The organism is Bdellovibrio sp. KM01 (genome assembly GCF_013752535.1).
In the GTDB taxonomy this organism is placed as follows: Bacteria; Bdellovibrionota; Bdellovibrionia; order Bdellovibrionales; family Bdellovibrionaceae; genus Bdellovibrio.
Map to the genome: position 1 here is coordinate 2,800,034 of NZ_CP058348.1, position 20,001 is coordinate 2,820,034.

Genomic DNA, 20,001 nt, shown 5'->3' on the forward strand with positions numbered 1-20,001 from the left:
CATTTAACTCTCCAGTCTGGAGAGAACTATGTCAACTGTGGCTTGCCAAAAGAATCCCAAACGCTGAAAAGTTAAGCAGAAATATCGCGAGTCCTTAAACGAAAAAGCGCTCCGCATTATATGCGCAGCGCTAAATTTCTGCTTTTGATTTATTTTTGATGAGGTTTCAGAGGCATTTTACGCCTCCTTAATTCAGGCAGATTTATGATCTGCTCATCAGGAGGCACCTATGCAATACAAAAAATCTGAAATTTATCCGAAAGAAGAACTCTCTAAAATGGCCACATTTAAGATTGTGATAACCACTGTAACTCTCAGCATTTTAGTGACGTACTTTCTGCGCTAGTTAAAAAAGTACAGATCGCCAATTCTGCGCGCGTGTTGATCGAGCAAAACGAAACTCAAAGTTTTAGGCGCCTGAATACTGAGCTCCAGGAACATTCCATGGTAGTACTCTTGATACGGCGTCTCACCTCTGACGTTATCCAAAATGGCGATATTAATTGGATGTGGCTCCAGAAGAAAATCGCTGAAGGCCAGATAAAAGAGATTTTCGGGATTCTGGGCTGCCTTCACGCGAATCACATCACGCAAATCAATTTTGTACGGAAAAGGCTCCAAACACCTGATCGTAGGTCCTCTTTTGCACAGGAATTGATTCAGACCTTCAGAGCCACCAAAGAAATCTGCCATTGGAATCGTCACAGGCGACCAATCTTCGTTTACAATCGAATCAGGACGATATTGAAGAATGATCGCAGGAACCAGAGGCAGCATCGGCTGATGAACAAAAACTCCCAGCGAATACAATACTCTTAACAGAGCGGACGAACGAGTGGGCTCTTGAAAATAAGCTTGAGCGGCCTGTTCAATATTAATGATCTGCTCATAAGTCGCACGAGGATTCACCAACCACAAAGCTTCATGAAAAAGAATCGCCGCTTGTTCAATTTCGTTTAAGCGAAAGAACTCCGGCAAAAGCATCGTTTTTTTCGTCTTAGGTTCCGTGACCGCAAAGATCACCACATTTTCCGGAGAAATATTCAAAAGCTTCGCATAAATGGACACCAGATTCGCACGGGCTTCCGGATCGAATTTGTCAGAGCTGATCTGATGATAGTTGCGAGCCAGCGAAGGCGTGATCGCCGCCAACAAGTCCCCTTTTACATTTTCCGGCAACGGCATTCGTAAAATACGATTGGTCAAAAGACTTAATCCCGGAACCGCATAGAAGCTCAAGGGATCTTTATCAACGGAAATTCGCGCCGAACCAAAAGTTTGGTAAGAACCATCTTGAGAAGTCCCACCACCACCGTTTTGAACTTCCTTCGCGGCAAAGATATTTACAGAAAAAAACAAAACACAAACGCCGATTAGAATTTTCATTCCGCATCTCCTTTGAGCTCAAACAACTGCATAGACAAACTAAAAACTTTTTCTTTACCCGGAATCGCTTCCAGCTCACGAACCAAAGCGCGACGGAATTCACGGAGTCGGTCTTTGGCATATTTCATCTGCTCTGCACTCATGGCAAAGATCACCGATGAAAACTCGCGATCTTCAACGGCATCATTCTGAATCGCTCGACCCGCACGTTTTAGCATCTGATTATGGAAATTTTGAATCGCATGGGAAGACACATCAGCAGAGGTTGTGAAGTCGCCTTCCAGCGCCTGCCAGCGCTCCCCGGTTGTATCCAACATCTTGCTCGCCACCAGTTGCGCGACGACGTCTTCAACTTCAGATACGGTAAGCCCAAGGTGTTTCGCAAAAGACTCGGCCGAAGTTTCGATTTCTGGAACCGTCAAAAGTTCAAGCAAAGCCAGGTTTCGCCAATCTACCACGGCGTGAACTTCAGAATCTGTCAAAGTGCGTTCATCAAGCAGGTACATGCGAACGCGTTCGCGAGCTTCTTTCTTAGCAATTGAACTGCGCGCATGTTCCGAGCGAATCAAGTCCAAGAAGTATTCGCGATCTTTACCACTGAGGCCAAAACGTTCTGCCATCTCAGCGCCCTTAAGATCCGACAAACCTACTTTACCATTCATAATTTCACTCAAGCGAGAGGCATTCATGTTCAAATCACGAGCGAACGCACGCATCGAGTAAGAGGAGTTTTTGGTCTTTCTTTTCTTGAATTCGTCGAAAATAAAATTTCTGTATGTCTGCGACTTAAGATTTCCCGTTTTCATAAGTTCGTCATTAAACATTCGTAACTTTATTTGTCGAACCATAACACACGGCACTGTTTAGTTTTTCGGCATCATCATCGCAGTGATATTTAGCGTGTTCGAAATTCGGAAACCACATCCAATAAGTGTTGGTTTCAATGTCAGCACATTGACAGGTGTATAACTAAATTCGGGAGATTCTCATAATGAGACATTTCATGACTCTTACAGCAATTACTCTAGCCTTAGCTACCAATCTGGCTGCTTGTCGTGATACCTCCTCGAAAAATCCCGAGAGCCTGAGCCCCGCAGAGATTGCCGATCAAACTCAACCTGCAACGGACCCCGCTGACAGCGATAGCCGTGGATTTACAGCGAACGGCCGCTTTCGCCAAAGTTTTAAAAACAGCTACCCCCTTGAGTACGCTTGCACCACAGAGCTGTGCACCCCCGAATTTCAAAAATATCCAAGCCGTATTGAAACAACTCAAGCAGCGTCTTTACCCACAGATGCGCAAAAAAAGTATTATGCAGACTACATTCAGCCGGCCTTGGTAAATTACTATAATTCACGCAAAGCCAACTCTGCAAAATGGCTTAGTCAGCTTGAAGCGAAAGACGCCGACTTTGCCAATATCAAATTAAGTGATGATCAACTGAGAATTCTCCAAACGTTAAATGCCCTTCAAAATTCCGATAAAATTCCATTAATGTCCCTGTATTGGACCGGGAAATTTTCCCAAGTCGATTTCCAAAAAGCTTTCGCCATTTACCAACACATGGGCACATGGTCATATCTGCAACAAATGCATCCCAAGCTTTCATTAATCGAAGCCGCTAAAATGGAATTAGACTTCATTGAGAAAAATCTTCCGCGTCTAAGCAAAATCATCGGCGGCGCAAATTCCCTGGATGCGAATATCACGGAAAAAATCAAAGCCTCTCAAGCTCTGGATCTGGATGAAATGGAGGAGCTTTCAGAGTACTCCATCTCTATCCACAGGCTGGAACATTTTCTTTTTGGCGAAGGCAAGGCCGTTATCGCGGAGCTAATGAAAATGTCTCCTTTAACACCAGAAATGCTTTACCAGATCTATTCTAAAAAGAAACTGCAGACGGAACATACCAAACGCATGCAGACGGATCTAAGAGACAATTGCTCAGATCGCTATTTTCAATCGATCAATCTGTATCCCCAAACAGAGCAACTTGAAAAGTTTAAATCCCTGGCAGAGCAAACTCGCGAATCAGCCCTGTCTTTGATTAGCACGCAGGACCCGGCCTATGAAAAAGTGAAGGCGATACAATTTATGTATCCGCCCACTTCAGATAAGAATAGCACCTCTTGGTTAAATGCCCTGCTCTCCAAAGCAGCAAGTATCCAGGAGGACACCGATGGACTGGAACAGCTGGATTCCCAGTCTTTGTATGCCAAGGCGCTGATCATGACGATGTTTGCAGACTATTCCAAAGAGGAAAACCTTTGTCCGAAAATTCCTGACGAGAAAATTTCTGACAAAAATGCAGTCGCCTATGGTTACGTGATGGTCAGCTGGTACAGCGTCAGATATCCAGAATTGGGTGCTTCGATCGTAGCTCATGAAATCGGACACTCTGTTTACGCTTACAGCAACATGTCAGACGTAACCAAGTCCTGCCTCAAACAGAAGCAGGCATCGGATAACTTTACCAATGAAGATTTCGCAGACCTATTCTCTGCGAAGGTCAGTCAGAATCTCGCTGCGAAATATCAGATTCCCACAGGTAATATGGCTTGCGCCTTGATGGATAATCTCTATCCCCTGAACAGTCGCGATACCTCAGATCCGCACTCAACCTTTTTGTATCGCGCCTTGCAACTGAACATTGCGAATGGAAAACAGATTCCAGCGTCCTGTCAGCAGTTAGCTCTGCGAGACAATGCTGCTGCGACAAACCAGTGCAATTAATCGATAGGAATCAGACGTTCATGCCGCTGCTGTCTGTAGCGGTTGATCACACCTTGAGTGTCTTCCGGTGCCACCGACGGTCGTGCCGACTCACCGAACTGGTAAATCATCCCTACACCATAGCCCACATTCAAATCGGATCTGTGGAGCGGGCTGGAGCGATTCGCAGACCACGTATAGTCCGAAACCGATGCTCCAAGATAAAGTGAAAAACGACCTGAAGAAAATCTTTGATAGTAAGAAAGGTTGTTATTCAAAAAGCCTGCCTGAGCATTGTAAGCCGTGCGCGAAGCCGTCGCGAACATCGGGTCCACTTCAAAGTAAGTTTTCATGTATTCTTGGCTAGCAGCATTCATTTCCAGCGCCGTTGTGCCGGAAATATAAATGGGCGAGGAAAAAGGTCCGCGGGCATAGCTTTCCCAACGATAGATAACTTGAGCCTTAAAGCGCATTCCATTCTGACGAATATACGTCCCGTAAGCTGCCGCAGAAAGAAAGGGAGCCAATTGAAACTCCCACGTTCCCCCACTTGACCAAACCAGCTGGGGGCCGCCATCTAATACCAAGGGCAGGTTTTCCATACCTTCACGAGCCAAATTCTTGGTTGAATCCAGAGGCAGTCGACCTCCTCCGGAAAACTCCAAAGACCATGTATTTGATTTAAAAAGATAGGCCCGGCCCCCTTCGCGATCGTCGGCACGCAAATATTCACCACGATATTGAAAAGTCGGAAAGGGAAGCATCAAATCGGAATACTCATCCGAAGACGGATAATCAGAGTAGCGAATATATCCCAGACCAAGGCCCCACTCCCACAATGGCGGAGAGGGCTCATCACTAGCGGACGCCAATGGAGAAATTGAAAGTACCAGAAGGAGAACCAGGAAAAAACGCATAATGCCGTTATCGGATTTTCTCAGGTTTTCCCAACTGGACAATCAGAGATTAATCGTTAGGAACAATCGCGTTTTGGATAGCAAGAGCGGAGGAATATTTGGCGTAAATTTTGGCAAATGTTCCATCACGCACCATCCCCTCCAAAGCTGTTTCGAGCAACTTAACATCTGCACTGCTAATGCGCTTTTTTGAATAATAACTGCCAACGCCCGTAAGGACCTTGCGATCGATCTGCAAGCCAAATTCCTGCATTCGATATTTCTGCAAAAAATAGTCTGAAACAGAAACGGAACCGACAAAGACTTTGACCTGACCTCGCTTCAACGCTTGAAACACAGTCGCATAATCTGGAAATTGCCGGACCCGCCCCTGCTCTCGCAGCAGATTCAGTTCTTGATCGCGAAAGTAGCCTTGCGTGCCGATGAAGGCCCCAAAGATCACCGATTTATCAGCTAGTGCTTTCTCAAGATCGTATTTCTTTTTTTGCAGATCCGGAGCAAGAACGACAGCACGATAACTGCGAAACATTTGAATAAAATGTCCCACGCTGTCCATCGTCGGAGTTTTGATGGATAGTACCGTGATATCCACGCTGGAATTTTTCATCCGCTCCACCAGCGTGGGTCGCGACATTTCTAAAACTTCAAAAATACAGCCGGTGCGTTTTCGAAGCTCATCGACTGTATCCAACATCGATCCGCGTGCCTCACTTTTTTCCAAAAAATAAAGGGGCTCATTCTGAATCACCCCCACGCGGAAAGCCCGCTCACACTTTACAACTGCAGGAGATGAAGACGTGTAAGTCAGAATCCCAACCAAAAAAACGAAGCAACTTTTAAACATAAATAGAAGTTATCAAGAACTTTTGTTTTAGGAAAAACAATTTGGAAGCTGTCTGCAGCCATACATAGCAGCGAAATAAAAAAGGGAGCCCTCAGGCTCCCTTACGATTGTTAAGAATGCAGCTTCTTTGTCAGAAGCGCCGCTCTGGCAGCAGCAAGTCTTGCAATTGGTACACGGAATGGAGAACAAGAAACGTAATCAAGTCCCACTTTGTGGAAGAACTCGATAGATTCTGGATCACCGCCGTGCTCACCGCAGACACCGATTTTCAAAGTCGGTTTCATGCGACGACCCAAATCCACGCCCATTTTCACCAATGCGCCCACGCCCACCTGGTCGATTGATTGGAACGGATCTTTAGGCAAGATGCCGTTAGAAACGTAAGAACCCAAGAAGCGGCCGGAATCGTCACGAGAAAGGCCCAACGTCGTTTGAGTCAAATCGTTCGTACCGAAGCTAAAGAAGTCTGCATGTTCAGCGATCGCATCCGCAGTCAAAGCCGCGCGAGGCAGCTCGATCATTGTACCGATAGCATAATCGAACTTCATGTTCTTTTCGTTTAGAACTTTTTTAACTTCTTTTTCCGCCTGACCACGAAGTATATCCAACTCTTTGTCAGTAGCCACCAGTGGAATCATGATTTCAGGAGCTGAAAGTTTCAAACCTTCCTTCATGATCATGCACGCCGCCTCTGCGATAGCGCGAACTTGCATGATGTAAATCTCAGGATAAGTGATCGCCAAACGGCAACCACGGTGACCCAACATTGGATTGAATTCGTGCAAAGCTTTTACTTTGGAACGAAGACGATCAAAGTCAGTACCAATACGGTTTGCCAATTCTTTAGTTTCTTCATCCGTATGAGGCACGAACTCATGAAGAGGTGGATCCAACAAGCGGATCGTCACTGGTAAGCCGTCCATAATTTTGAACAATTGATAGAAGTCATCACGTTGCATCGGCAACAACTTCGACAAAGCTTTTTCACGGTCCATTTTGTTATCAGCGATGATCATTTCACGAACTGCATCGATACGGTCTGCCCCAAAGAACATATGCTCTGTACGGCAAAGACCGATGCCCTCTGCACCAAAGTTTTTAGCAGTTTGCGCATCTTTCGGAGTATCGGCATTCGTACGTACTTTCAATTTACGCGTGCGATCTGCGATTTTCATGATGCGTTCAAAGTATTGATCCAATTTTGGTTCGATAGTTTTAACTTCGCCCAAGAACACTTCGCCGGTTGAACCATCCAAAGTGATCACATCGCCCTTTTTAAGAACGTAGCCTTTCACCTTCATAGTTTCAGTGCGATAGTCGACTTCAACCTCGCCACAACCAGCTACGCAGCATTTCCCCATACCACGAGCGACAACCGCCGCGTGAGATGTCATACCACCCCGAGTTGTGAAGATACCTTGTGCTGCGACCATGCCCGCGATGTCTTCTGGAGAAGTTTCCACGCGAACCAAGATGACTTTTTTGCCTTGTTCTTTCCATTCAACCGCTTCTTCAGATGTGAAGACGATTTGACCGTTCACGCCACCCGGAGACGCTGGAAGACCTTTAGCCAATAATGTTTTTTGAGCTTTTGGATCCAATGTTGGATGCAGAAGCTGATCCAATGACGAAGGATCCAAACGAAGAAGGGCCTCTTCTTCCGTGATCAACTTTTCATCGATCATGTCACAAGCGATTTTCAAAGCCGCTGCCGCTGTACGTTTACCGTTACGAGTTTGCAGCATCCACAAAGTAGAGCGCTCGATCGTGAACTCGATATCTTGCATATCGCGGTAGTGACCTTCCAGTTTTTTATAAATATCGACAAGCTGTAGGTAAGCTTGTGGAAGCGCTTCTTCCAAAGACTGAACGCCAGATGCTGCGGCCGCGATTTTGGTAATCGGTTGCGGAGTTCTGATACCCGCCACCACGTCTTCACCTTGCGCGTTGATCAAGAATTCACCGTAGAATGCTTTATCACCTGTGGAAGGGTTGCGCGTGAACGCCACACCTGTTGCAGAGTCTTCACCCATGTTACCAAAAACCATGGATTGGATATTAACCGCCGTGCCCCATGCAGCAGGAATGCTGTGAAGTTCACGGTAAGTAATCGCACGAGGAGTGTTCCAAGAGCGGAATACTGCAGAAACAGAACCCCACAATTGCTCCCAAGGATCAGAAGGGAAAGATTGACCTGTCATTTGGTGCACAAGTTCTTTGAACTTTTTAACCAACAACTTCAAATCGTCCACTGTCATTTCAGTGTCAAGTTTGTAGTGCTTGTCTTCCTTCATGTCTTCCATAGTCACTTCAAGAAGCGAAGAGTTCATACCCATCACAACATCAGAGTACATTTGGATGAAGCGGCGATAAGAATCCCAGGCAAAGCGTGGATTGTTAGAAGATTTAGCCAAGCCCTCTACCGTTTGATCGTTCAAACCCAAGTTCAGGATTGTATCCATCATCCCTGGCATGGAAGCACGAGCACCGGAGCGAACAGAAACCAAAAGCGGATTGCTCACATCACCAAATTTTTTACCGATTTTCGTTTCAACTTTTTGCATGGCTTCGATCACTTTAGGACGAACCCATTCTGGAAGCTTGCCACCTTCTTCATAGAAGTGCGTGCAGATCTCTGTAGAGATTGTAAATCCCGGAGGAACTGGAATTCCCAGAGAAGTCATTTCGGCAAGGTTGGCACCTTTACCACCCAGGATGTTTTTCATTCCCGCGTTGCCTTCAGAATCCCCGGCAGCGAAGAAATAAACGAATTTCTGCGGAATAGTCGTTTTGTTAGTTGGTTTCTCAACGGTGACGTTCTGGTTCATAAGTTTCCCTTCCAGCTTGTCTAAAATACTCTTAAATGTGTCTGAAACACCTAGCATAAGACCAAGCTAAACCCTTAGAATCAATGAAATATTTCGACACTTCGCCCCTCACAATATTAGAGCCAGGGCTCGATCCAGGGGGTTCCGTAATCTCAAAGAAAAACCAGCACTTAGGTGACAATTTTGTGAACACCTTTTCAAGGTTTTACAGGCTTGGGGTTTCCATACCGGGAACTTCGCCTCGCTATGTTAAAACTGCGGCATCTGTTTAAACGACTTTAAGGAGATTCTTATGAAAGTTTTTGCTGTTATTTTGACTTTGCTAGCTGCCACTTCTGCTTTTGCATCTGCTAACGATTGCTCTATCGAACAAGCCCAAATCATCGGCCGCATTGTGACAATTCAGCCTACTGGCGGTGACCTTTGCATCGCTCAAGTAGCTATCACCCAATACACTCCAAGCTCTGAGTGTCCACTTTTGAGAGGCGTAGTGAGCCATTTCGGCAGCCAGATCTATCTTGAGTGCAATCACCAAGCTGGCTCGCAGGTTGATGGTATTTTGAATTGGCCAGTTGGCAGCGATAAAATCAGCCTTTACTAAGCTGGAGATTGTATGAAGTTGGTTTTATCTCTTTTCGCATTTTTCGCTACTTCTTCGGCTCTTGCAGACAATGTTGTCTGCAAGCAGTTGGATGCACAAGTGGTTGCAGAAATTGTCGACATCAAACCTATAGAAGGTACGGGGCTTTGCGAAGCAGAACTTTCCTTTGATGGGCCCAAGGCGCTTTATCTGAAAAATAACTACTGCGCACTTCCTTACGATGAAGTGCTCGCTAAACGAGTTGCTTTAAAATGCCAATACGAACCCGGTGACCAAGTGATTGGGTTACTCTATCGTTCCGTATTTGACGTTCAGATCTATTTCTCTAGACCAGAATAAAAAAAGGGAGCCGCTAAGCTCCCCTTTTTTTTATTTCTTTTTAAGATCGCGATAGTCGCGCAAGTATAATTTCCTGTCCACCATATCCATTACGGTGAATTTCCCCGAATCAAATGCCGAGCGAATAATTCCAGATCGGGCTCCGACCCAAACATTGTCTTCCGCACAAAGATTTCGATAACATGAAATTCTCTTTGCCACCAAAGTTTGATCACGAACATAACTGCCCCCATCATAATTTTCCTGGACGATGAAAAGGCCCCTCTCGTACACTGCTCTGACAGTGCCCTCGGAATAGGTTTGATTTCTAAACGGTCCTACTAAAACTTTATCTCCCGGCCAGATATCGCGCGGTCCTTTTTTCATCTGTTTTGAAATATAACGCGATTCCCGTTGATAGACTTGATAGTCGTCATCATCCCTCACCCACACCGTGCGCCCGTCAGTCGAAACCTGAACTACCATTCCGGTGATGTAACGACCGCCCTTAAAGGGGCCTGATAACACAAAATCTCCAATAGTAATTCGTCCCGGTGCAGGAGTTGGCGACGATGGTGGTTTGGGAGCTGGTTGTTGCGGGGGCTGAGGTGGGGGATCGTTAGGATCTGGAGGAAGAGGTTGCGGAAATTCATCCCCTGGATTCGGCAAGTCTTGAAGCTGTGCCCAGGAAGTTGTCGTGAACGCGAATAAAACCAAGATGACAAACAATGCTGCTTTCATAAAACACGGCTCCTTTAAGCGAAGCCGTGTATCGTGAAATTACGCGGCCCCTTTTAGCGAATCTCGCGGTAAGGGCGCAAAGTCAAATTACCAGAATAAGGGTCTTGGATCGCAAAGAAGCCGTTGTCGTAAGCACGAACGATTGTACCCATGTAAACCTGTTGACCAACACATAAGCTGCGATAGCAAGTCGCCTGTCTTACCAAATCGCCATTTTTGCGAATGTCCTTACCGTTGTACAAAGCATTAATTAAGTACACGCCTCCTTCATAAACTTCAGCCACGCGAGTTTCAAAATACGGAGCGCCATTCACTGGCTCTGTCAGAACCATGTCATCTTTGCAGATACGTGTCTTGCGATCACAATTCGTTGCACGCAAAACTTCTTTCGTCGACGCCACGTAAACTCGCCCCGATAATTCTTCTCTGACGACCATGTAACCGTTTGAGTAGACCCCTTGGATTTCCACCGGGTTGTAGTTACGACCGCGGTTGAATTCGTACATACCTTTTGCACCAACGCAGTGACCTTTGTTATTGCAGTTCAACCATACGCCAACGTACTTCGCTTTGACGGAAGTAAATTGACCGTTGAATTCGTTACGGACAGTGATGATTTTTGCGTCCCGTGAAATACCCGCAACAGTTCCGGTAATGTACATGCCATCAAGTACCGCCAACGCACGATCACCGATTGTAAATTGATCGTCAGTATCCACACCCGGACCGCCGTTAGATGGGGGACGAGGCACCGGCTGAGTCGGTGACTGCGGTTGTTGTGGAGGTTGCGGCTGCTCCGGATTCGGCCAAGGAGTTGGCTCTTGGGGTTGTTCAGAAGGAGGCTCCGGAAGGGGTTGCACCGGACCCGAACCATCATCACCTGGAATCGGAAGATCAGATTCCTCGGCCCAAGCGTGAGAAAGATTGAAAATCACCAAAGCGGCAATCAATAGGTTTTTCATCGGAACTCCCTTAATAAACAGGGACCCAGCTATCAAAATACCAAAGTGCTGTCACCTTTTATGCCCTCAGAACGGGCAACATTGAGTTTCCTTTGAAAAACGTTCGCCATCCCAACGAACACACAGCGCGTCATCAGCGAACATAGGTCATTTGAAACAAAAAAAGGGAGCTTCATAAGCTCCCTTTTTAACGCGATATCGCTACCAAAAAGCGGCAGGCACCTTTTAGCAGGCACCTTTTAGAAATTTTTGATTTTTCCAGCCACGTACGCGTTCAATTGTGACATTGGGATACGTTCTTGAACCATTGTATCGCGGTGACGAACTGTTACCGCTTGGTCATTGATTGTATCAAAGTCGATAGTTACGCAGAACGGAGTTCCGATCTCGTCTTGACGACGGTAGCGTTTACCGATGGAAGCCGCTTCGTCGTATGTCACATCAAAGTCTTCAGCCAATTGATCACGAAGTTTATCCGCAATCGAAGTCAGCTCTTCTTTTTTAGACAATGGCAAGATCGCCACTTTAAACGGAGCGATTTCTGGGTGAAGCCCCATCACCACGCGCACGTCTTCTTTACCCGCTTCGTCTTTCGTCACTTCTTCACGGTAAGCATCACACATGAATGCCAGGAACAAGCGATCACAACCCACAGCTGTTTCAATAACGAATGGGATGAATTTTTCTTTGTTCGCTTCGTCGAAGTACTCAAGGTTTTTACCAGAGAACTTCATATGTTGAGTCAAGTCAAAGTCAGAACGGTTATGAATACCTTCAAGTTCCGAAAAACCCATTGGGAATTTGTATTCCACGTCAACCGCCGCGCGTGCATAGTGCGCAAGCTTTTCGTGAACATGAACTTTCAAGTTTTCTTTTTTGATTCCGTATTTGGAATAGAACGCCAAACGACGCTCTTTCCATTCTTCAAAGAATTTTTCGTCAGTTCCGGGTTTTACGAAATATTGCATTTCCATTTGTTCGAATTCACGCGTACGGAAAATGAAGTTTCCTGGAGTGATTTCGTTACGGAAAGACTTACCGATCGCTGCGATACCAAATGGCACTTTGTAACGGGAAGATTGTTGGCAGTTCAAGAAATTCACAAAGTGACCTTGAGCTGTTTCAGGACGCAAGTAAACCACACTCGCAGAATCCTCCAAAGGACCCATGTGAGTTTTGAACATCAAGTTGAAGTTACGCTCTTCAGACAAGTTTTTACTACCGCAGTTCGGGCACTTTTTATCTTTAAGGTAAGACTCTGTGTTGTCAGCGCGGAAACGTGTTTTACACTCTTTACAGTCCACCAATGGATCCGAGAATCCATCCACGTGACCAGACGCTTTCCAAACAGTTGGATGCATCAGAATAGCCGCATCCAGACCCACGATATCAGGTCTGCGAGTCATGGCATTCCACCATGCGCGTTTAACGTTTAATTTCATCAAAGAGCCCAAAGGACCATAGTCCCAGCAGCTGCCAAGACCACCGTAGATCTCGGATGATTGGAAGACAAATCCACGACGTTTGCTAAGGCTGACCAAGGTTGCTAAATCTGTAAGTGGTCTGATTTCAGGAGTGCTCATGCAGGCTCTACTTTCCCCTCCGATGGCTTCGGAGTTGCTAGTTTGTTTTGGACACAGGGCAGGACTGCCTTGTGCTAGGTCACGAAGTTACACTTGGGTCCAGATACAGTCAACAAAACAGGGTCTTTCTTGATCTGGGACCTGGTCCTGGGCGATCCTAGTTTTATGCAGCGCAATTTCATGATTTTCAGTCTTCTTTCGGTTCTGTTTTTCGTGGGTTCAATCACGTCGGCAGAGTCCGTACCTAAATTCGTTAAAAAAGAAGAAAATATTCGCGAAGAGATGGTCACTATCTCCCGTGAACTTGGCGTCACTTGCACTGAATGTCATAACGTTCAAAACTTCACTGACAACAGCAAGAAAAGCTTCAAGGTCGGCAAAGAGCACATGAAGCTGACTCAAATGCTGAAAGAAAACGGTTTTGACGGTAAAAAAGGCCCGACAGCCACCTGCTATATGTGCCACCGGGGAAAACTAATGCCGGAATATAAAGAACCCCAGTCCGCTCAGGCACACTAGGACTGTGTGCCCATCCTCGGCACAGCAGCATCCCTTAGCCGCATCAACTTGAGAATGCCCACCCTAACTCCCCTATAGCTTCTCCGAGCCTGCGCACACCCCTTGCTTTTAATTTCTGCAAACGGGAGTACGAAGAATGAAAATCTTTTTGTGCTGTCTCATGTTGGGACTGACTTTTCTGAAATATGGCTCCGAGATGACCAGCGAATTCGCATCGACAACTCCACGCCTGTGGGATGGTCGCGAAGGCTCTTACACCCTGATCGGCGGAGCTGATGACTGCCCTACTACGATCACCCTGATTGAACAGTGTGGCGGCTTTACTTTAAATCCACGCCTTAAAGACACCGACCTCGATACAGTTCGCTTTTGCCATATCGATAAAGGCCCGCGCTTTTCCCGCAATGACTTTGGGAAGGTTTCGACGGCCTCTAAAACTGAAGACGAATACATTCGCAGAACTGAGGTTGCTCACCTGGGTCCTCAGATCTTGCCGCTCAGTCAGGATTTGGTGTTTTTAAATCCGGATCGCCTTCGATTTCAGTGGGAGCACATCGTGCGCGGACGTGGTGTGAGCTGCCTTTACGCCCGATAATAGACGATCGAAATTGATTTTATTTTTTATGAAGAATGGCGTTGTAAGCCGTTTCGTAAAATTCAATAGACCCTTTGTCGCAACGACGGATCTGGGTCTGATAAGCCTCGGTGACAGTCTTGATCGAGGCCCCAGCGGGCACGCCTAAAACTTCGTAAGCATCCCAGGTATGGGAATTATAGCTAAAGATCACATTTAGATTTTTGGATCTTACCCCTTGCAAATCCGGATGAACAGCTGCGCGCGTAGCCGCCACAGGCCCCACCTCTTTGGCAGAAGCTGGCTGTTCGGGCTCGATGAGCGGCGGTGCGCTGTCCTTTGCTTTCATGTCCAGGCGCGTAGGAGTTTTCTCCCCACCTCTAGATAAAAGGTACCAGACAACGAAGGCCCCTGCTCCCACAAGGTTCAACGTCAAAAAATCTTGGCTATTCATGTAAAGTCTATTATTCGTTGTCAGCTTAAAATTAGCAAGGAGTCCCTGACCATGGCAGCACCAAATCCTTTCGAAAAACAAAACGCTATTCCCGGAGTGAAACATATTATCGCAGTGAGCTCGGGCAAGGGTGGAGTTGGTAAGAGTACCGTTGCGACTAATCTTGCAATGGCCTTGGGGCGCAAATCAAAAGTTGGTTTACTTGATGCCGACGTCTATGGTCCGAGCATTCCTCGTATGTTGGGCTCACTTGCTCAAAAACCAAACATCAATCCCGAAACGAACCAACTTGAGCCGATTAACCGTTATGGCATCAAGCTAATGAGCATCGGCTTTTTGATCGAGGAAGGGTCGGCAGTTATCTGGCGTGGTCCGATGTTGTTCAAAGCGATGGATCAGTTCCTGCGCGATGTGAACTGGGGCGAATTGGATTACTTGGTAGTCGACTTGCCTCCAGGCACTGGTGACATCCAACTGACTCTGGCACAAAAAGTTCCAGTGGCCGGCGCCGTTTTAGTATCCACTCCGCAGAACGTTGCGTTGATTGATGTCAAAAAAGCAGTCGATATGTTCCAACGCGTAAATGTCCCTTTGCTAGGTATGGTTGAAAACATGGCCTATATGGTCAACCCGGTGAATGGCGAAAAAATGCAGCTCTTCCCTAAGGGGGAGATCGACTCTTACGCAGCACAAAAAGGTATTGCAAAGCTTGGGGAAATTCCATTTAACCCCTCTGTAGGCTTGGCATGTGAAGCGGGTATTCCGATCGTCGAAGCAAACAGCAACGGCGCAGAGGCACAGGCTTTCATGGCGATCGCTGACAAACTGCGTGAGATGTTGCCGTAGATTTAACGATCACAAATCCCCTTCATTGAAGTTTTACAACTTGCCATCACTCTGGATTGTTTGTTGAATAACTGAAAACCATATTGAGGGGGATCTCATGAAAAAATTCTTCGCTGCTACTTTGATCGCTTTGGGTTTCTGCGTTTCTGCACAAGCTGAAACTGCAATGCCTATTCTTCCAGTTTCTGTTCAATCTGAAGTTTACGCTACAACTGCTGAACAAGCTGCTGGCGAAACTCAATGGGCAACTCAAGGTAAATACTGCTGCTTCCAAAGCCATGGTGGCGGTTTCTGTGAATTGAACAACTACTTCAACGTAGGCACTCCATGCAAATGCACTAACGGTGGCAACAACACCATCTCTGGTCACGTTTGCCGCTAGTTCTGTAATAGAACGACTCGGCCATGGGTCCGTCCCAGCTATGTTCCGCAACACAGTATCTTGTGAGTGGTGATTAGCTGGGCGAAACTAGATTCGTGGCCGTTATAACTCCAGAGGCAATCATGAAAGCGTTTTGTCTCGTACTCATTACAGGATTGATTTTCTCAAACTCGATCCAAGCTTCGACTCAGGAAACTCTTCGTTTCCCCCTTCAAAATCAAACACCATTGTATTCTACATCTGCACTTGATCCCGAGATCGATAGTGATGACGTGTATGTGATGAGCGTGTGCTGCCCTGTGGGTCCTGCTCCATCCTGTGGTTGGGGTGACTTCCCTATTGGCAGCGAATGTTACTGCAGTCATGCCGGTCAAATTTATCCTGGAACCGTTTGCGGAAAGTAATTTCTGTGAACTTAAATTAGGAGGATTTTATGAGAAAGGTATTAGCAACCCTTGCTCTGGCTCTTGCATTCTCTTCAGCTGCGATCGCGGCTCCGCAATCACAGCTGCCTTCAGGACGTCCTCTTTTCCCTATTGAAACGCAAGCCGCAGGACTGATGAGTACGACGGCAGAACAAGAACAATTGGATATGGCGAAGCTTGATGAAGGTGATGCCAAATATTATTGGGGCAATAAATGTTGTACCAATTATGGTTGGTGTTATCTGAACCAATGGGCGCCCATCGGTTACAACTGTTACTGCTATAGCTATGGTTGGTACTATTACGGCAGAGTTTGTTACTAACTCTCCCTGAAGCTTGCCACTCGCGCCTGAATAAAGATGCCGATTGCTCGGCGTCTTTATTCACATTGCAAATCTATCTGTAAATGTGTGCCCTCATCTGAATATTAAAAAGATCCTCCTCTCCCGGTTCATCATGGGCATAGCGGATTTCAAGCTTGCCGGTTTTACGACCCACTGCCGACGCGGGATTCGCATAAAATGAAACTTTCATCGCAGTTGTTTCACCCGGTTCAACGGCAAAATTCTCCACTGTGTACCCGAAACCCTCTCCGGTAAAAGTCGCACCCCGACAAGTTACAATATGATTGGTATTATTCTTAAACTTAACAAACTTAATTTTAGTATGTCGCTGCTTCACTCTTCCAAAATCCACAAACTGAAGTTGCTCGCGAAGATCCTTTTTTAAATTCTCCATCTGATAGATTTCTATAGTGGGTATTTGCGAACCATCGTAAATCAAGGCAGGCTCGACACTTGCGAAGACCAAGGAGACCGAGAACAACAAGCAACTGCTGCATATTAAGGCAATCTTCATTCTTATAATCCTCTTTTTGTTTTCTTTTTCAGTCTTGCTGATATTTTTTTAAGCGCAAGCAATCGCCCTGTTCTGTGCTTTCAATCAATTTATCGAGGGGCTTTTACTCAAGATTTCTCGACGTGAGACGAATCTCGAACTGTTTTGAGAAAATGATGACCATCACTTTGTCGAAAAAGAAAATCGAGCTATTCTGTAAATGTTGAAACCGAGTGGCCTGTTAGACTCGACTTGTTCGGGTGAATGCTTAAGGGCCAGCTATAGGAGGACAGTGATGAAGTTTCGTATTCACGACCATCATGACGAAGCACCGAAGTGACGAGGCGTCACCAGGATTGCTAAAGCAAAAGGTTCGGTTCGGATTCTTACGATAACTCAAAGGAGGTTCCTAGGGTTATACTCGTTAGGATTTAGATCCTTCCTTTGCCTCAAGGCAAACTACGGGAAACCGTAGGGCGCAAAGCTACAGGGGCTTCACTGCCAGCCAGCTGCCAAAGGTCACAGAGTACCTAAGGGAACTTAGAGGTGTGCAAAATGGAAGGTCTTTTTATTACAAAGGATTGGTTTCATTCCCCTCGCCTAGGAGCTATCAATGATGATTATTCCTAGGCACTTTTTTTTCTTTCTTCTCTTCTTTTAAAATTCCTTAAAACTAGTTCTCGGTACACCCAGCTTGCTGGGTAGGTGTGTTTGCATAACGTCGACACAGCGTCGTGCTTCGCCGTGGCCCGCCTTTGGCGGGTGCGCGCATCCATGCGCCCACGGAGGTCGACTTTTATGCAAACACACCTACCCATCAATCTGGGCGCACGACGGCTTTTTTTCGGGCTTTTAAAAGCAGAGAAGAAAGAAAAAAATGGTCTTGGTTAACTTCGGTGCTTGCCCCTTCGGTCGGTTCTATCACCCCTCTCCATATTGAATTTTAGTGTCTTGCTAGGCCCAAGGACTTTTGGGTCGGGAGGACGTTTATGTCTACTACCTTGGTTGATGGGAGTTGTTTTTTTATTTTTTCGGTTAGGTAGTGGCGGTGGCAGTCGGTGGCTTCGTTTTCATAGCATAGGAGGGCTGAACGGCCTCTTTGTTTTGATAGAGATATAACTTCTTCTACTTCTTTGGGGTGTTTGGGTAGGATTTTGGATTTGTAGTCGCTGAACATTTTTTTGCGGGTGATGAGGTGTTCTTTGGCGGCTTTTCTCCAGGCCGAGGGAACTCCTAGTTCTTTTCCTAGATAGACGTAATCGATTCCGACTTCTTTTAGTTCTGCTGCCAGTTTATTTTTGGAGAAGCCTTTTTTGCGACTTACTGGGTTTCTTCTGATGTCGATGATTCTTTTTATTTTATTCTTTTTTAGGCCCTCTACGAATTCGTCGATGTCGCAACCTTCATAGCCTACAGTGTAGATTGTCATTCATGCCTCCCCTCTTAGTTTATTTTTCTATGGTGTTGTATCCAAGAGGGGTCGGAAAAATGCAGACTACTTTAAGTCGGAATCTCTGTAGTTAATGTACAAAGTGACACTGTCGGCGATTGCTTTTCTGCCATCTGCTAATGTGATTGGCGTTGGAGCTAATTTTATTCGGATTGGATATGCGAAAACACCGGCGATAGGTACGCAGGAGTTAGCAATTCTTTTGGAATCCTCGAACGTAATTGAAAATGAATAGGTGTTATCAGACTGCGGGTTGCTAAAGCCCGCACTTCTCGCTGGGCATCCAGGCAAGTTCGTGATGATTTCATACCACCCCACCAATTTGAACTCAGCCGATTGAACCTCAGACTGTAAGAATTTAACGTCCTTAAATGACCCTTCGATGTCTGCACTGTTCTCCCAAAACCGACTTGCAGAAAAATCAATTGATGCGGAGGCGTAGGCCTCGAGACGAGTTAAATGCAGCTCATTCCCTTGGGTGTATAGTCTGGGTTTGCCGTCGTCGGAGGCCTCGTGACCGGCACACCCTACCACGCTTGCAGCAGCCAACATTAAGACAGATAAGAAAAGGCTTTTTATAGTATTTGATTTCATAGTGATCTCCTTGATGGAGACCGGACATTGCATCCGGCAGGCCAACTTCAGATTGAATATATAAGAGGTCAGCAGGGGCTATTCCTAAGCTCCGGATTCTAGGACTCCATTTATTCCAAATTTCTGGATTGTATCGCTCTCAAACTCGAAATAATAAGCATTGGGATTGGCATCATGGCTGCAATTCGGGAGCGAAACTAAACCGAATGGAGAAACCATGAACACGACCCAATCACTAATGACCCTAGTTACCCTTGTTTCTGCTCTAAGCTTTCTGACTGCTTGTCAGCCCTCTTCACATAAAAAAGTCGACCCTACACTCATTTACGAATTCGAATTTAACGGATGCAACACCGGTGCTCACGGCTTTAAGACACTGGCTGAATATTGCGAGGCTCTTAGCGATAATATTTTGAATAGAGGCTGTGCAGTGGGTTTGCGTGAACAAGAATATGCTAACCGTTGCGAAGGCCAGGAACAAAAAACGACGCCTAGCACGCCAAAAAATAAAAAGGATGATATTTCTGCGACTGTTCTGAACTGGTCGTCCTCTGAAAGCGCGTACACGAATTCTAGCGTTATCTCGGGCTCAATGATGGTGGATTCTTTTTCTGATACTTCTGCTGTCGAATATAATTTTGCAATCGCTAAAGGCTTGTCGGAGACGACCGAAGACAATCACTGTACAATCCGAGCGCACTTCGAACCTGCCATTCTGAACAAAATGTTGAGCTTTACAATTTTAGTTCAACAATCCCACTCGCAAACATATTCATGCGCTAACAAAGTGGAAGAATCTCTAAGACAAGGCACATTCTTAGATCTTTCAGAAGTAACGGTGAAATACAAAAACGGAAAATACGCCCTTAAAAACGTGGTCCTAAAGCTAATCCCAAAAAACTAACTCCCTCCAAATACAAATAAAAAACCCACTCTCTCGAGTGGGTTTTTTTCTACCGAGAATGCAGCAGTGATCAAAAAGGTTCAGCCGCGAGGCGGAGGTAGAGACCTGCCACGTAGGCGTACT

At 46.0% G+C, this 20,001-nt stretch carries 22 protein-coding genes and 1 riboswitch; of the genes, 10 read left to right on the top strand and 12 right to left on the bottom strand.

Going from position 1 to position 20,001, the window contains the following annotated elements; translation table 11 throughout:
- Window positions 1–342 precede the first annotated feature (342 nt).
- Window positions 343–1,386, bottom strand: a complete 1,044-nt coding sequence (locus HW988_RS13575; protein WP_181604770.1) for a hypothetical protein — start codon at window positions 1,384–1,386, stop codon at window positions 343–345.
- Window positions 1,383–2,192, bottom strand: a complete 810-nt coding sequence (locus tag HW988_RS13580; protein WP_220128742.1) for a TIGR02147 family protein — start codon at window positions 2,190–2,192, stop codon at window positions 1,383–1,385. The genes HW988_RS13575 and HW988_RS13580 overlap by 4 nt, the downstream gene beginning before the upstream one ends.
- A gap of 185 nt (window positions 2,193–2,377) precedes the next feature.
- Between HW988_RS13580 and HW988_RS13585 the strand changes: the two genes are divergently transcribed.
- Entirely contained in the window at window positions 2,378–4,120 is a 1,743-nt protein-coding gene (locus HW988_RS13585) for a hypothetical protein (protein ID WP_181604772.1), read from the top strand.
- Here HW988_RS13585 and HW988_RS13590 read toward each other — a convergent pair.
- The 3 genes from HW988_RS13590 to ppdK all read right to left on the bottom strand — a co-directional run bounded on the left by HW988_RS13590 (window position 4,117) and on the right by ppdK (window position 8,688).
- The gene (locus tag HW988_RS13590) at window positions 4,117–5,016 is read right to left on the bottom strand and encodes a MipA/OmpV family protein (RefSeq protein ID WP_181604773.1); all 900 of its coding nucleotides are present in this window, start codon (window positions 5,014–5,016) and stop codon (window positions 4,117–4,119) included. The genes HW988_RS13585 and HW988_RS13590 overlap by 4 nt on opposite strands.
- Window positions 5,017–5,065: 49 nt before the next feature.
- Complete coding sequence (locus HW988_RS13595; RefSeq protein WP_255490019.1) at window positions 5,066–5,860, bottom strand: ABC transporter substrate-binding protein; 795 nt, start codon at window positions 5,858–5,860, stop codon at window positions 5,066–5,068.
- Window positions 5,861–5,970: 110 nt separating this feature from the next.
- Complete coding sequence (ppdK, locus tag HW988_RS13600; protein WP_181604775.1) at window positions 5,971–8,688, bottom strand: pyruvate, phosphate dikinase; 2,718 nt, start codon at window positions 8,686–8,688, stop codon at window positions 5,971–5,973.
- A 292-nt stretch (window positions 8,689–8,980) separates the two neighbouring features.
- On the opposite strand from ppdK, the gene HW988_RS13605 reads away from it, so the two are divergent.
- Together HW988_RS13605 and HW988_RS13610 are read left to right on the top strand one after the other, a co-directional pair.
- Window positions 8,981–9,289, top strand: coding sequence for a hypothetical protein (locus HW988_RS13605; RefSeq protein ID WP_181604776.1), 309 nt, complete (start codon window positions 8,981–8,983; stop codon window positions 9,287–9,289).
- A gap of 12 nt (window positions 9,290–9,301) precedes the next feature.
- A complete protein-coding gene (locus HW988_RS13610) occupies window positions 9,302–9,628 on the top strand; it encodes a hypothetical protein (RefSeq protein WP_181604777.1) in 327 nt (108 codons plus the stop codon).
- A gap of 30 nt (window positions 9,629–9,658) precedes the next feature.
- On the opposite strand, the gene HW988_RS13615 is transcribed toward HW988_RS13610, so the two are convergent.
- The 3 genes from HW988_RS13615 to HW988_RS13625 form a co-directional block, all read right to left on the bottom strand.
- Complete coding sequence (locus tag HW988_RS13615) at window positions 9,659–10,348, bottom strand: hypothetical protein (protein ID WP_181604778.1); 690 nt, start codon at window positions 10,346–10,348, stop codon at window positions 9,659–9,661.
- A gap of 53 nt (window positions 10,349–10,401) precedes the next feature.
- Window positions 10,402–11,310, bottom strand: coding sequence for a hypothetical protein (locus HW988_RS13620; protein ID WP_181604779.1), 909 nt, complete (start codon window positions 11,308–11,310; stop codon window positions 10,402–10,404).
- A 239-nt stretch (window positions 11,311–11,549) separates the two neighbouring features.
- Window positions 11,550–12,893: a glycine--tRNA ligase gene (locus tag HW988_RS13625; protein ID WP_181604780.1), complete on the bottom strand. Its 1,344-nt coding sequence runs from the start codon at window positions 12,891–12,893 to the stop codon at window positions 11,550–11,552.
- Between the two features lie 180 nt (window positions 12,894–13,073).
- Between HW988_RS13625 and HW988_RS13630 the strand changes: the two genes are divergently transcribed.
- The gene (locus tag HW988_RS13630) at window positions 13,074–13,412 is read left to right on the top strand and encodes a photosynthetic reaction center cytochrome c subunit family protein (RefSeq protein ID WP_220128743.1); all 339 of its coding nucleotides are present in this window, start codon (window positions 13,074–13,076) and stop codon (window positions 13,410–13,412) included.
- 136 nt (window positions 13,413–13,548) lie between these two features.
- Entirely contained in the window at window positions 13,549–14,007 is a 459-nt protein-coding gene (locus HW988_RS13635; protein WP_181604781.1) for a hypothetical protein, read from the top strand.
- A 19-nt stretch (window positions 14,008–14,026) separates the two neighbouring features.
- Here the strand turns inward: HW988_RS13635 and HW988_RS13640 are convergent, their stop codons facing one another.
- The gene (locus HW988_RS13640; protein WP_181604782.1) at window positions 14,027–14,440 is read right to left on the bottom strand and encodes a hypothetical protein; all 414 of its coding nucleotides are present in this window, start codon (window positions 14,438–14,440) and stop codon (window positions 14,027–14,029) included.
- A 51-nt stretch (window positions 14,441–14,491) separates the two neighbouring features.
- On the opposite strand from HW988_RS13640, the gene HW988_RS13645 reads away from it, so the two are divergent.
- From HW988_RS13645 to HW988_RS13660, 4 genes are all read left to right on the top strand, one after another.
- The gene (locus tag HW988_RS13645; protein ID WP_142701066.1) at window positions 14,492–15,286 is read left to right on the top strand and encodes an Mrp/NBP35 family ATP-binding protein; all 795 of its coding nucleotides are present in this window, start codon (window positions 14,492–14,494) and stop codon (window positions 15,284–15,286) included.
- A gap of 97 nt (window positions 15,287–15,383) precedes the next feature.
- The gene (locus tag HW988_RS13650) at window positions 15,384–15,668 is read left to right on the top strand and encodes a hypothetical protein (RefSeq protein WP_142701067.1); all 285 of its coding nucleotides are present in this window, start codon (window positions 15,384–15,386) and stop codon (window positions 15,666–15,668) included.
- Window positions 15,669–15,790: 122 nt separating this feature from the next.
- Entirely contained in the window at window positions 15,791–16,072 is a 282-nt protein-coding gene (locus tag HW988_RS13655; RefSeq protein WP_181604783.1) for a hypothetical protein, read from the top strand.
- 29 nt (window positions 16,073–16,101) lie between these two features.
- Window positions 16,102–16,416 carry a hypothetical protein gene (locus HW988_RS13660; RefSeq protein WP_181604784.1) on the top strand — a complete coding sequence of 105 codons (315 nt, stop codon included), beginning with the start codon at window positions 16,102–16,104 and terminating at the stop codon, window positions 16,414–16,416.
- Window positions 16,417–16,489: 73 nt separating this feature from the next.
- Here HW988_RS13660 and HW988_RS13665 read toward each other — a convergent pair whose 3' ends face one another.
- From HW988_RS13665 to HW988_RS13675, 3 genes are all read right to left on the bottom strand, one after another.
- Window positions 16,490–16,951, bottom strand: coding sequence for a hypothetical protein (locus tag HW988_RS13665; RefSeq protein WP_181604785.1), 462 nt, complete (start codon window positions 16,949–16,951; stop codon window positions 16,490–16,492).
- A gap of 422 nt (window positions 16,952–17,373) precedes the next feature.
- A riboswitch (cyclic di-GMP riboswitch) is annotated at window positions 17,374–17,447 on the top strand.
- Window positions 17,448–17,873: 426 nt separating this feature from the next.
- Entirely contained in the window at window positions 17,874–18,359 is a 486-nt protein-coding gene (locus tag HW988_RS13670; RefSeq protein ID WP_181604786.1) for a DUF488 family protein, read from the bottom strand.
- Between the two features lie 66 nt (window positions 18,360–18,425).
- Window positions 18,426–18,974, bottom strand: a complete 549-nt coding sequence (locus HW988_RS13675) for a hypothetical protein (protein ID WP_181604787.1) — start codon at window positions 18,972–18,974, stop codon at window positions 18,426–18,428.
- A 217-nt stretch (window positions 18,975–19,191) separates the two neighbouring features.
- On the opposite strand from HW988_RS13675, the gene HW988_RS13680 reads away from it, so the two are divergent.
- Window positions 19,192–19,878: a hypothetical protein gene (locus HW988_RS13680; RefSeq protein ID WP_181604788.1), complete on the top strand. Its 687-nt coding sequence runs from the start codon at window positions 19,192–19,194 to the stop codon at window positions 19,876–19,878.
- The last annotated feature ends 123 nt before the right edge of the window (window positions 19,879–20,001 follow it).